Genomic DNA, 11,930 nt, shown 5'->3' with positions numbered 1-11,930 from the left:
GCCGACAGGTTGCACCGGCGTGACACGCGATCGTCGACGATGTCCGTGACAGACGCTTTGGCGGTCAGCGGCCGGAGCCGTCGCAGCCCCGTCCGCGCCGACGCAGGCGCGCGGCATGGACGGCGTCGACCGTGTGGCTGTGCCCGCGGCGTTCCGCCCGGACCATCTGCCCGACGCGTTTGCCGTGGATCATCAGCGGCAGCCCGAGCAGCGCGAGCGGGAAGAAGAGGAGCATCAGCGGCGATCCGTCGACCGCCATGCACAGCGCACAGGAGACGGCCATCAGCGCGAAGCCGCCCGCCTTCCATTGCAGGTCGCGCCGCGTCATGCCGCCTGCCTCCGCACGCGCGTCGCGACGGGATCGGGGATCACGAGGGTGCCGGCGGCCGCCAGCAGCCGTGCGATGCCGCCGTCCTGGTCGTGGCACAGCACGATGTCGGCGGGAAAATCGGCTTCGCGGGCGAGCGCCTGCGCCAGACCGCCACCTTCGAAGTCGAGCCCGATCGCGGGATCGTGCAGCCGCGCTGCAGCGGCGCGGGCGCGGCCGATCAGCGCCGGCGCATCGGCGACGCCCTGCCCCTCGATCGCGGTGAAGCCGAGCGCGCGGGCGTAACGCACGGTCTCGATCAGCAGCGTCCCGCATGCACAGTCGGCATCGACGATCCGGACCGCGTGGCGATGCCGTTCGCGCAGATCGGCGAGCGCCGCCGCGATATGTGGCCAGCGCGGATCGCGCGTCGCGCGGCGTGCGCAGGCTCGGGTCATGGTGGCGGGCATGTCCGCCTTCGCTTCAGCCGTGGCGCCGAGTGCCGGGGTCACACGCCCGTGGCCCGCCTTGTTCTGGCCGAGAGGAATGACGCGCCCGCGTGCGCGGGGCTCCGGCGTGGGTTCGGACGACATGTTCGCGTTTTTGCCTGTGTGATCGGGCGTCCAGGCGCCCGCAAACCCGAATTACGAACCGCGGCATAGGGATTCGAGAGCGATTCCCCGAAACCCCATAGTGGCGCCATAGTGGCCGCAACAGCTCGTCGCATTTCACCGCATGCTCGCTGGCGTGGCGCGGACGCGGGGCCGCCAGCGCTCGCTGACCGCGATACCGTCGAACAGGTGATGCCCGAGTAGCACGATGACACTGCCCGCGCTCGCCCCCAGAAAGCCGATCGCGGCGAGCGCGAAGGCCAACGCACCCGAGCCGTGAGGGGAAAGCGCGAGGGCGGACAGGCGCCACACCGCGATGTACGCCATTGCGCAGAGGAGAAGTCCCACCGCGCGCAGACCAAGATCCGCGCGCCGCGAACGATGCCACGCTGCCATGCCACTCTCCTTGTCGTGGCCCTCCAGCTATCGGCCGCGGCATAGCAATTCGAGAGCGATCCCGGCCTTTTGCGTAGCGGGGGCATAGGGTTGGGCAGTTTTCTCGCATGCGGCGGCCGCCGCGGGGGCCCCGGAAGGGGGTGTCTGCCCGCGCGGTTTGTGCGTAAACCCCCGGCATGAACCGACCCGAAATCCTGATCCCCGCCCCCATGCTGCCGAGCGTCCTCGACGCGCTGGGCGAGCGGTTCGTCGTGCACCGGCTATGGGAGCAGGAAGACCCCGACGCGTTCCTCGCGACGGTGGCGCCGCGAGTCCGCGGGCTTGCGGCGAGTTCGCTTGCGGGGCGGATCGACGCGTCGTGGTATAACCGGTTGCCCGCGCTCGAGATCGTCGCCAATTTCGGCGTGGGCTATGACGGGATCGACGCGGACGCCGCGGCTGAGCGCGGGATCGTCGTGACCAATACGCCCGGCGTGCTCGACGAGGAGGTCGCCGATCTGACCATCGGGCTGCTGCTCGCCACGCTGCGCGGGATTCCGCAGGCCGATCGCCATGTCCGCGACGGCGCCTGGGCCGAAAAGTCGTTTCCGCTGTCGCCGAGCCTGCGCGGACGGCGGATCGGGATTCTCGGGCTCGGCGCGATCGGCAAGGCGGTGGCGCGGCGGCTCGCGGCGTTCGACGTGCCGATCGCCTATCACGGCCGTTCGCGACAGGCGGATATCGGCTATGACTATTACGACACGCCGGTCGCGCTGGCGGCAGCGTGCGACGTGCTGATCGCGATCGTGCCCGGCGGTCAGGGGACGCAGCATCTGGTCGACGCCGCGGTGCTCGAGGCGCTGGGCGCGCAGGGCGTGTTCATCAACGTCGCTCGCGGCAGCGTCGTCGATCAGGACGCGCTGATCGCGGCGTTGCAGCAGGGCACAATCCTCGCCGCCGGGCTCGACGTCTATGAGGACGAGCCCAATGTCCCCGTCAGCCTGCGCGCGCTGCCGAACACGGTGCTGCTGCCGCATATCGGCTCGGCGTCGAAGCGGACGCGCGCGGCTATGGGCGGGCTGGTGGTCGACAATCTGCGCGAATGGTTCGAGACCGGCCGCGCGCTCACCCCCGTCGCGGAGACGCCCAACCCGGGCTGAGCCCGGTCACCGCCGCACGTCGGCGGGTGCCCCGGTGAAGTCGGCGAGATCGGTCAGCGTCGTCCGGCTGTGATCGCCCGCGGTGCCGTGCTTGAGCGCGGCGAGCGCGAGGCCGCGACGCGCCGCCGCCTCGCACCCGTCGTCGAGGCAGGAGAGCACGCCCGCGGCGAACGCGTCGCCGGTGCCGATCCGGTCGACGATCTGCGTGACGAGGATCGTCTCGGTCTCGAACGCGTCGTCGCGGCGATCGACGCGCGCGGACAGGGCGTGCGTATCGGCATCGATCACGCGGCGCGCGGTCGAGGCGATGCAGGCGAGCGTTGGAAACCGCGCGAACGCGGCCTCGCACGCGCGACGCCGCGCGTCCGGCGTGTCGCCCGCATGGTCCTCGCCGAGCAGCAGCGAGATGTCGCGGTGACTGCCGAACAGCAGGTCCGCACCGTCGATGTGATCGACCAGCACGCCTTGCGGATCGGCGCACCAGCGCGCCCACATGCTCGCGCGGAAATTGCCGTCGAACGAGACCCTGACCCCCGCCGCCCGCGCCGCCGCGATCGCATCGAGCGACAGTTGCGCGGCACCCGGACCGATGGCGGGAATGATCCCCGACAGATGCAGCCAGCCGACGCCGTCCAGCATCGCGGGCCAGTCATAGGCGCTCGACGGGGTCGCGGCGAAGCTGCTGTCGAGGCGATCGTAGACGATCTGCGCGCCGCGCGACCCGCTCGGCGGCGACAGGAAATACAGGCCGAGCCGACCGTCCGCGCGCACCACCCGCGAGACGTCGACACCGGCGGCGCGCACGGAGTCGAGCGCCGCATTGCCGATCAGGCTGTGCGGCAGCGTCGTGACGACCGCGGCGGGCACGTCGATCCGCGCGAGCGCGACCGCGACGTTCGCCTCCGCGCCGCCGAAATGCGCGTCGAGCCGGGCGTCCTGGAACAGATGCCCGCGATCGGGCGCGGCGAGCCGCAACAGCATCTCGCCGAAACACACTATCGTACCGGTCATGCGACGGGTTCTCCGATGGCGCCGCGCAGCGCGGCCTCTGGCCCCTGCGCCTGCCAGGTTACCACCGCATCGCCCAGCGCCGCGTGGTCGAAATCGGCGGGGAATATGCCGAGTTCGTCGACGAACCGCGCGACGACCTGCCGCGCGTCGCCCGCGGCGTCCGCCCAGATTACGGCGTAGCGATTCCGCAGCGGATCATCGGCCATCGCGGGCGCGGCGGCGGTATAGGCGATCCACGCGGCGAGGCTGAGGCGATGGCGCGGACTGTCGAGCCCCTGCGCCTGCCGCTCCGCGACGGTGGCGATCCAGCGTTGCGGAAGCTTCTGCGATCCGTCCATCGCGATCTGATCGAGCCGGTGGTGAAGATCGGCATTGGCGAAGCGGTCGAGGATCGCGTCGATATACGCCGCCGGGTCGAGCCCCGCCGCCGCGGTCAGGCTCGGCACCGCCTCCTCCTGCATCTGCGCGATCGCGAACGCGCGCAGCGCCGGGTCGGCGATCGCCTCATGGACAAAGGCGTGGCCCCGTTGCAGCCCGACATAGGCGAGCGTCGAATGGCTGGCGTTCAACAGCCGCAGCTTGGCGAGTTCGAACGGCGCGACGTCGTCGACGATCTGCGCACCCGCCGCCTCCCAGCGCGGGCGCGGGCCGGCAAAGCGGTCCTCGATCACCCATTGCCGGAACGGTTCTGTGACAAGGGCGGCGGCGTCGTCGACCCCGATCGCGGTCGCGACGCCCGCACGGTCGGCCTCGGTCGAGGCGGGCACGATCCGGTCGACCATCGTGTCGGGCGCGGTCACGTGCGCACGCACCCATTCGGCCAGATCCGCATCGCGGCGCTCGACGAACGCGAGCAGCAGGCGCATCAACAGCGCGCCATTGCCCGACAGATTGTCGCACGACACCAGCGTCAGCCCGCCTGCCCCCGCGCCGCGCCGCCGATCGAGCGCAGCCGCCAGAAAGCCGAAGATCGTCCGCGGCACGCCGCCGCCCAGGTCGTGCGCGATCGCCGGATCGTCGACGAGCAGCGCGCCGGTCGCCGGATGCCGGTGATAGCCCTTTTCGGTGACGGTCAGAGTCACGACCCGAGTCTCAGGGTCGGCGAGCGCGGCGATCACCGCGTCGGGATCCTCCGCGGCGACCAGCAGCGTGTCGATCACGTCGATCAGCCGGGTCGCGCTGGCGCCGTTCGACCGTTCGGTCACGGTGTAGAGCCCGTCCTGCGGCGCGAGCGTATCGCGCACCTGCGGCGAGCGCAGCGACACGCCGGTGATCCGCCAGCCCGCGTCCGGCGTCGACGCATCCTGCGTATAGACCGCCTGATGCGCGCGGTGGAACGCGCCGATTCCGAGATGGACGATCCGCCCGACGGTGACGGCCGAGGATGCCGGCTGCGTCACGTCGGCGGCGAGCGCGGAGCGCGTGGCCCTGGATAGCCTCACAGCCGGTATGCCTTGCGGACCAGATCGCTCGTCAGTTCGCGTGCGAGCTCCGCTGCCTCCCAATCCTCCAGCCGGTGCTCGGCGACCAGCCGCGCGAGATAGCCGCAGTCGATGCGGCGCGCGACGTCGTGCCGCGCCGGGATCGACAGGAACGCGCGCGTGTCGTCGTTGAAGCCGACGGTGTTGTAGAAGCCCGCGGTCTCGGTGGTCATCTCGCGGAACCGCCACATCCCCTCCGGACTGTCGTGGAACCACCAGGCGGGGCCGAGCTTCAGGCACGGATAATGCCCCGCCAGCGGTGCCAGCTCGCGCGCATAGACCGTCTCGTCGAGCGTGAAGAGGATGATCGACAGCGCGGTCGAGGTCCCGAACCGGTCGAGCAGCGGCTTGAGGGCGTGGACATAGTCGGTGCGCCCGGGAATGTCCGCGCCCTTGTCGCGGCCATGGCTGGCGAACAGCCCGGCATTGTGGTTGCGGACCGAGCCCGGATGGATCTGCATGACCATGCCGTCCTCGACGCTCATCGCGGCCATCTCCGTCAGCATCTGCGCGCGGAAGAGCTCGGCGTCGGCCGCGGTCCAGTCGTCACCGGTGATGCGCGCGAACAGCGCCTCGCATTCGGGGGTCGACAGGTTCGCGGTCGCTGCGGTCGGATGGCCGTGATCGGTCGCGGTGGCGCCCGCCGCGCGGAAATCGGCGCGGCGCTTGCGGTGCGCGGCGAGATAGCCCTGCCAGCCATAGACGTCCTCGCCGGTCAGTTCGCCGAAGCGGCGCAGCGCGCCGGCGAATTGCTCGTGCTCGACATCGATCACGCCGTCGGGGCGATAGGTGGTGACGACGCGGCCGTTCCAGCCGCTCTCGCGGATCCGGTGATGCGCGTCGAGGCTGTCGTGCGCGCCTTCGGTCGTGGCGAGGAAATCGATCCGGAACCGGTCGAACAGCGCGCGCGGGCGGAACGCCGCGGTCGCGAGCTTTTCGCCGATCGTGTCGAAATACAGGTCCGCGGTCGCCGGCTCGAACGCGACGTCGAACCCGAACACCTCGGCGAAGACATGGTCGAGCCACATCCGCGACGGCGTGCCGCGGAACAGCGCATAATGATCGGCGAGCAGCCGCCACGCCGCGCGCGGATCGGCGCTCCGCGTGCCGTCGCGCCGCGCGATCGTCAGCGCGTCGAGATCGACGCCCTGGCTGTAGAGCATGCGGAACAGATAATGGTCGGGCGCGAGCAGCAGCGACGTCGCGTCGGTCCAGTTGGCGTTGTCGGCGAACCAGGTCGGATCGGTATGGCCGTGCGGGCTGACGATCGGCAGGTCGGCGATCTCCGCATAGAGCGTGCGGGCGATCGCGCGGGTCGTCGGATCGGCGGGAAACAGCCGGTCGGGATGAAGCTCGAGAGGACGGGTCATGCAAGCGCTCCTGCCGCAAAGGCGATACCGCGTTCAAGTCCGCGCAGTTCGGCGAGCCCGCGCATCCGGCCGAGCAGCGAATAGCCGGGATTGGTCGTGCGCGTCAGGTCGTCGAGCATCTGATGCCCGTGATCGGGGCGCATCGGGATGCTGCGGCCCTCGCGGACCGACAGCCGGTGGACCGCCGCCATCACCGCGGCCATCCCGGCATCGCCCTCCAGATGATCGGCTTCGTGGAACGCGCCATCGGCCTCGCGCTGGACCGAACGCAGGTGCAGGAAGCCGATCCGTGAGCCGAGCCGGTCGACCATGCCGGGCAGGTCGTTGTCGGCGCGCACGCCGAACGACCCGGTGCACAGGCACAGCCCGTTCGAGACGTTGGGCACGCGCGTGAAGAGATCGGTCACGTCGGCCTCCGTGCTGACGACGCGCGGCAGGCCGAAGATCGGAAAGGGCGGATCGTCGGGATGGACGACCAGCGCGATGCCGAGCTCGTCGGCCAGCGGGCACACCGCCTCGAGGAACGCGACATGGTTGTCGCGCAGCCGCGCGGCGTCGATCGCGTCATAGCGGCCGATCGCCTCGAGGAACGCGGCCGAGGTGAAGCCCTCCTCGCTGCCCGGCAGGCCCGCGAGGATCGTCCGTTCGAGATCCGCGCGCGCCGCTGTGTCCATGCCGGCAAAACGCGCCGCCGCCGCGTCGCGCACCGCTGGCGCATAGCTCTGCTCGGCGCCCGGCCGCTGCAGCATGAACAGGTCATAGGCGGCGACCACGATCGCCTCGTACCGCAGCGCACGCGATCCGTCGGGCAGTTCCCAGGCGAGATCGGTCCGCGTCCAGTCGAGCAACGGCATGAAGTTATAGGTAACGACGCGAATGCCGCACGCCGCGAGATTGCGCAGGCTCTCGCGGTACGCCTCGATCAGCCGGTCCCATTCGCCCGAGCGGGTCTTGATGCCCTCGTCGACCGGCAGGCTCTCGACCACCGTCCAGTCGAGCCCGGCGTCGCGCACCATCTGCTTGCGCGCGGCGATCGCCTCGCGCGTCCAGACCTCGCCGTTCGGGACCTCGTGCAGCGCGGTCACCACCTCGGTCGCGCCGGATTGCCGGATGCTGTCCAGCCGCACCGGATCGTTCGGCCCGAACCAGCGCATCGTCTGCGTCATCAACACACTCGTCATCCTCTCAAATCCTCAACGCCGTGCGCGGCGTAGCGCGCAGCAAACTCCACAAGACCACCGCCGCGAGCAGATCGAGCGCCGCCAACGCGGCGAACAGCGGGTCATATCCCCACGCATCCGCGCTCTGCCCGATCAGCAGCGTGAACAGCATCCCGCCGACCCAGGCCGACGTCCCCGCCATTCCGGTCGCGGTGCCGACCGTCCGGCTGTCGAACATGTCGGAACACAGCGTTACCAGCGCGCCGCTCAGCATCTGGTGCGCGAAGCCGCCGATGCAGAACAGGATGATTGCGACACCGGGCGAGTGCGCAAGACCGATGCACGCCGGCCCGATCATGCACATCGCGCCGATCGTCATCGTGATCTTGCGCGACGCGACCAGCGGCACGCCGCGCTTCATCAGCCAGCTCGGCAGCACGCCCGCGGCCAGGCTGCCGAAATCGGCGGCGAGGAACGGCATCCACGCCCATAAGGCGATACTCTTCAGATCGAGCTTCCACACCGACACCAGATAGAGCGGGATGAAGAAGTTGAACGTCTGCCACGCCGGTTCGGCCAGGAATTTCGGAACCGCGATCCCCCAGAAGCTGCGGCTGCGCAACAGGTCGCCACGCGTCGCGGGCTTGGCGGTGACGTCTTCGCCGCGGGTCTCGATGATCGCGGCGCGTTCGTCCTCGCTCAGCGCGGGATGGTCGGCGGGGCTGCGATAGCCCCAATACCACAGGAACGCCCAGACGAGGCTGAGCCCGCCGGTCACGATGAACGCCGCCTGCCAGTTCCAGGCGAGGATACAGAAGGCGACGAGCGGCGGCGCGATCATGTTGCCGACGCTGGTGCCCATCTGGAACACGCTGGTCGCCAGCGACCGCTCGCGCGGGGGGAACCATTCGGACACCGTCTTGGCGCCCGCGGGGATCGCCGCCGCCTCGCTCGCGCCGAGCAGTGCGCGGAACAGCGCGAGGCTCGGCCAGCCGGTCGCCAGCGCGTGCGCCATGTTGGCGAGCGCCCAGCCGACCGCGAACAGGAAGAAGCCAAGCCGCGTGCCGAGCAGGTCGAGCACACTGCCGGCGACGGTCTGCATCACCGTGTAGCTGGCCTGGAACGCCAGCACGACCCAGCTGTAATCCTCGGTCGACATGCCGAATTCGGTCTTCAGCTGCGGTGCGGCCACCGACAGGGTCGAGCGCGCGAGATAGTTGAGGATCGTCCCCAGCGTCACCAGCGCGATCAGCCGCCAGCGCAGCGGCACGCTGCGCCAGCCGCGCCGCGGGGTGCCCGGCGCGCTCATCGCGTGATCTCGATACCGGACACGATCGCATCGCCCTTGATCGGCACGAATTTCAGGTCGAGCATGCCGTCGGTGACGCCCACGACGATCCGCCGCGTGACGCGCGTGAGCGGCGCGCCCGCGACCGCGGCGATGTCCAGCGCGGCGATCGCGCGCTTGCCGTTGGCGACGACGTCGAACTGTCGGGCGCCCGCCGCGAGCGCGGGTTCGACGAAGCTCAGCTCGACCGTGTAGCGTCCGTTGGCAAGCGGTACGCGGTAGCCGAACCGGCCTTCGCGGTAGGTTTCGGCGACGGCACCTTCGGGCGTCCCCGCGACGACCTTCTTCTCGGGGCGCGGACCATAGCCCGAATAGGCGTTGATATCGCCGAAACTGCCGCCGTCGAAGAACGCGTCCGAGCCATAACGCTTGCCCGCGATCTCCGGTGCGACCAGCGCGCCGCTGTCGATCCGGACCGACCGCGCAGCCTCCGGCGCCACCCGCCATTCGATCCCGTCGTCGACCGCCCCGGTCGGGAAGACGCCGCGCGCGACGACGCGGTTCGCCCCCGCCGCCAGCGCGACGTTCGCCCAGGCGCAGATCATCTGCGGACAGGCGCTCAGCGTGCCGACGACGCGGTCGTTGACGAGCAGGTCGGTGCGCGGCGCGTTGCTGTACACGCGGACGTCGGCGACCGGATAGGCGCGGTCGACATAGCGCCGCCCGGCGACGTGCACGGTCGGCGTCGCGGTCCAGTTCGCCTTGTAGAAATAATAGGCGTCCTTGCGGATCTTCCGGTCGTAGGTGACCAGCCCCTTGGTGTTGATGTCGATCGCATCGCCCTCGCGCCGGACGGTCGTCGCGAAGTCGAACGAATTCCACAGCCATGTCCCCCACAGATAGGGTTTGGCGGACAGCGTCGCCCAGGCGGTTTCGTGGATGTAGCTCTCATATTCCTCGGGCTGGTTGCGACCGCGCTGGTCGACCTTGCCGCCGAGCGGATTGTCGGTGTGGATCGTCGTCGCGCCGCCCGCGCCATATTCGGTCACCGACACGGGCTGGTTCGGGCGCAGCGCGCGGAGCGAGTCGAGATGCTTGCCGAGATCGCCGGGCTGTCCGTAATACCAGCCGAAATAGCGGTTGGCCCCGCCGAGATCGGCGGCCTCCGCGGTGATCGGAATGTCCGCGGAGCCGAGCAGCCGGCCTTCGCAACAGGTCGCCAGCGCGGTCGCGCGGGACGGATCCTCGCTTTTCGCCAGCGCGTTCAGTTCGCGCAGCAGCGGCAGCGGATCGGGCGCGGGCGTGTCCTTGCTGGTGGTGATGAACGCCGGCAGCGACTTGCCGAAATCGACCTCGTTCGCGATCCCCCAGTTAAACACCGACGCGTGGTTGCCGTTCTGGCGGATCAGCTCGCGCAGCTGCTGGCGCGCATCGTCGCGCAGCCCGGCAATCGCGACCGCATCGTCGCCCCAGGTCCAGCGCGACACAAGCGGGATCTCGTCCCACAGCACCATGCCGTAGCGGTCGGCGAGGTCGTGGATCACCTGGCCGTGCTGATAATGCGTCAGCCGGATGCTGTTCACGCCCATTTCGCGCATGATCGCGAAATCCTGCTCGATATCCGCAGGCGCGGTCGCCCAGCCCTTGCCCTCGCGATCCTGGTGATAGCCGACGCCCTGGAGCCGCAGCGGCTTGCCGTTGAGCATGAAGCCGCGAGCCGGGTCGGCGCGCATCTCGCGGATGCCGAATGCCTGCTCGACCCGGTCGAGCACCGCGCCGGACGGCGTCGCAATCTCGACCACCAGACGGTGCAGATACGAATCAGCGACCCCGTTCCACAGATGCGGCGTCGCGACCGACAGCGCCTCCACGCTCTCGGACGCGCTGTCGGCGCGCAGGGGAATGCGGCGGGTCGCGGTAGCGACCGTCTTGCCGCCCGCGTCGATCAGCCTGACCACCGCGTTGACCGCCTGAGGCTTGGTGCCGTCGTTCCGGATCCGCACGCGGACGTCGACCTTGGCCATCGCCGCGTCGATCGACTTGGTCGTCGCGAAGATCCCGCTGCCACCGGCATCGAGCATGTCGACATGGACCGCATTCGTGACGATCAGACTGACCGGCCGATACAGCCCGCCATGGACGAAGAAATCGCCCGCGAGCGGCAGGATGTCCGCGGTCGACGACCCCTGCGCCGGTTGCGTATTGTCGACCTTGACCAGCAGCGTGTTCGCCTGCCCGGCGCGGAGCGCACGCGTGGCATCCAGCCGGAAGCGCGAAAACCCGCCCTTGTGCCCGCCGATCCGCTGGCCGTTGAGCCAGACCTCGGCAGTGCGGCTCGCCGCGTCGAACTGGAGCCAGGCGCGCCGACCTGCGTCCATCGCGGGCGGCGTGAAGGTCATGCGGTACCAGCCGACGCCCTGATATTTGTCGACCGACTCGGCACGATTCAGATGGGTCTGGGGGTCGGGCATGTAATAGCCGACGCGGTTCCAGGTGTGCGGTACGCTGACCCGCTCCCAGGATCCGGCTGCCTGCGCGGCCTGCGCCGGATCGACGTCGCCGCCGCGCTGGAACTCCCAGCCCTGCGCCAGGGGGACGACCGATCGCTCGCTCTGTGCGGCAGCGGGCGCGGCCATGACGACGATGACGGCCGCCGCGACATATCTGGTCTGCATAACCCTCTCCCTGATCTTTTTCTGGCAGCTTAATTCCTGACAATTGGCCTGACCAGTTAATTTTTGAGTTTGGCTTGGATTTTGGACGGTTTTTGGAAGGTCGGGTTGCACGGTGCCACCTCTCCAACGCGCCCGGCCCTCTGCGTGTCAGGACAATAAGGCTGTCGCGGCTTGGCATGTGATCGGGTTTGCGGCCGTCCGGTAAGGCAGGTCGCGCGTCCAGCATCAGCCGGTGCACGGACCTATTTTTTGATTCAGATCAAGAACAGAGATCAACGTTAAGAGAAAGGTAACGGAATCGGGGTATATTTTAGTTGTATTCGAAGGACTAAGCCATCGCGGCCGTTCGTTTTATACAACGATCGACCTTCTTCTCATCAAGACCTGCGCCACCGACATTGCCGCATTCAGCGGCTCTTCCGACGCCTTGCTAGGGTCAGGACTCGTTGATCAAAGCCAGAAGATGACGGTGGCGGCGAGGGCAATGGCGGA

The 11,930-nt window shown here is 69.2% G+C and carries 10 protein-coding genes; 1 reads left to right on the top strand and 9 read right to left on the bottom strand.

The features are described from left to right. Positions 1 to 64 precede the first annotated feature (64 nt). From ASE89_RS09270 to ASE89_RS09260, 3 genes are all read right to left on the bottom strand, one after another. Entirely contained in the window at positions 65 to 328 is a 264-nt protein-coding gene (locus ASE89_RS09270; RefSeq protein WP_037529445.1) for a hypothetical protein, read from the bottom strand. Continuing rightward, positions 325 to 900 carry an SAM-dependent methyltransferase gene (locus tag ASE89_RS09265; protein WP_236701689.1) on the bottom strand — a complete coding sequence of 192 codons (576 nt, stop codon included), beginning with the start codon at positions 898 to 900 and terminating at the stop codon, positions 325 to 327. Before ASE89_RS09265 ends, ASE89_RS09270 begins: the two co-directional genes overlap by 4 nt. Positions 901 to 1,035: 135 nt before the next feature. Further along, positions 1,036 to 1,314, bottom strand: coding sequence for a hypothetical protein (locus ASE89_RS09260; protein WP_156363386.1), 279 nt, complete (start codon positions 1,312 to 1,314; stop codon positions 1,036 to 1,038). 176 nt (positions 1,315 to 1,490) lie between these two features. On the opposite strand from ASE89_RS09260, the gene ASE89_RS09255 reads away from it, so the two are divergent. Beyond that, the gene (locus ASE89_RS09255) at positions 1,491 to 2,453 is read left to right on the top strand and encodes a 2-hydroxyacid dehydrogenase (RefSeq protein ID WP_056676569.1); all 963 of its coding nucleotides are present in this window, start codon (positions 1,491 to 1,493) and stop codon (positions 2,451 to 2,453) included. 6 nt (positions 2,454 to 2,459) lie between these two features. On the opposite strand, the gene ASE89_RS09250 is transcribed toward ASE89_RS09255, so the two are convergent. From ASE89_RS09250 to ASE89_RS09225, 6 genes are read right to left on the bottom strand one after another with little or no spacing between them, the layout of a single operon-like run. Next, positions 2,460 to 3,464: a sugar kinase gene (locus tag ASE89_RS09250; protein WP_056676566.1), complete on the bottom strand. Its 1,005-nt coding sequence runs from the start codon at positions 3,462 to 3,464 to the stop codon at positions 2,460 to 2,462. After that, a complete protein-coding gene (locus tag ASE89_RS09245) occupies positions 3,461 to 4,906 on the bottom strand; it encodes a mannitol dehydrogenase family protein (protein WP_236701688.1) in 1,446 nt (481 codons plus the stop codon). The genes ASE89_RS09250 and ASE89_RS09245 overlap by 4 nt, the downstream gene beginning before the upstream one ends. Beyond that, a complete protein-coding gene (gene uxaC, locus ASE89_RS09240; RefSeq protein WP_056676560.1) occupies positions 4,903 to 6,315 on the bottom strand; it encodes a glucuronate isomerase in 1,413 nt (470 codons plus the stop codon). The genes ASE89_RS09245 and uxaC overlap by 4 nt, the downstream gene beginning before the upstream one ends. Further along, positions 6,312 to 7,496, bottom strand: coding sequence for a mannonate dehydratase (gene uxuA, locus ASE89_RS09235; RefSeq protein WP_056676556.1), 1,185 nt, complete (start codon positions 7,494 to 7,496; stop codon positions 6,312 to 6,314). Before uxuA ends, uxaC begins: the two co-directional genes overlap by 4 nt. A 4-nt stretch (positions 7,497 to 7,500) precedes the next feature. After that, the gene (locus tag ASE89_RS09230) at positions 7,501 to 8,784 is read right to left on the bottom strand and encodes an MFS transporter (RefSeq protein ID WP_056676553.1); all 1,284 of its coding nucleotides are present in this window, start codon (positions 8,782 to 8,784) and stop codon (positions 7,501 to 7,503) included. Then, positions 8,781 to 11,438, bottom strand: a complete 2,658-nt coding sequence (locus tag ASE89_RS09225; protein ID WP_056676550.1) for a glycoside hydrolase family 2 — start codon at positions 11,436 to 11,438, stop codon at positions 8,781 to 8,783. Before ASE89_RS09225 ends, ASE89_RS09230 begins: the two co-directional genes overlap by 4 nt. Between the last annotated feature and the right edge of the window lie 492 nt (positions 11,439 to 11,930).

The sequence above is a fragment of the Sphingomonas sp. Leaf30 genome, from assembly GCF_001422525.1.
Lineage (GTDB): Bacteria > Pseudomonadota > Alphaproteobacteria > Sphingomonadales > Sphingomonadaceae > Sphingomonas > Sphingomonas aerolata.
The sequence above is the reverse complement of the archived record's forward strand: the minus strand, read 5'-3'. Positions and strand labels throughout refer to the sequence as shown.

What these genes read in the sequence shown, in the direction of transcription:
- ASE89_RS09270 (WP_037529445.1), bottom strand. Translation starts at nt 328, where the DNA reads ATGACGCGGCGCGACCTGCAATGGAAGGCGGGCGGCTTCGCGCTGATG.
- ASE89_RS09265 (WP_236701689.1), bottom strand. Translation starts at nt 900, where the DNA reads ATGTCGTCCGAACCCACGCCGGAGCCCCGCGCACGCGGGCGCGTCATT.
- ASE89_RS09260 (WP_156363386.1), bottom strand. Translation starts at nt 1,314, where the DNA reads ATGGCAGCGTGGCATCGTTCGCGGCGCGCGGATCTTGGTCTGCGCGCG.
- ASE89_RS09255 (WP_056676569.1), top strand. Translation starts at nt 1,491, where the DNA reads ATGAACCGACCCGAAATCCTGATCCCCGCCCCCATGCTGCCGAGCGTC.
- ASE89_RS09250 (WP_056676566.1), bottom strand. Translation starts at nt 3,464, where the DNA reads ATGACCGGTACGATAGTGTGTTTCGGCGAGATGCTGTTGCGGCTCGCC.
- uxaC (WP_056676560.1), bottom strand. Translation starts at nt 6,315, where the DNA reads ATGACCCGTCCTCTCGAGCTTCATCCCGACCGGCTGTTTCCCGCCGAT.
- uxuA (WP_056676556.1), bottom strand. Translation starts at nt 7,496, where the DNA reads ATGACGAGTGTGTTGATGACGCAGACGATGCGCTGGTTCGGGCCGAAC.
- ASE89_RS09230 (WP_056676553.1), bottom strand. Translation starts at nt 8,784, where the DNA reads ATGAGCGCGCCGGGCACCCCGCGGCGCGGCTGGCGCAGCGTGCCGCTG.
- ASE89_RS09225 (WP_056676550.1), bottom strand. Translation starts at nt 11,438, where the DNA reads ATGCAGACCAGATATGTCGCGGCGGCCGTCATCGTCGTCATGGCCGCG.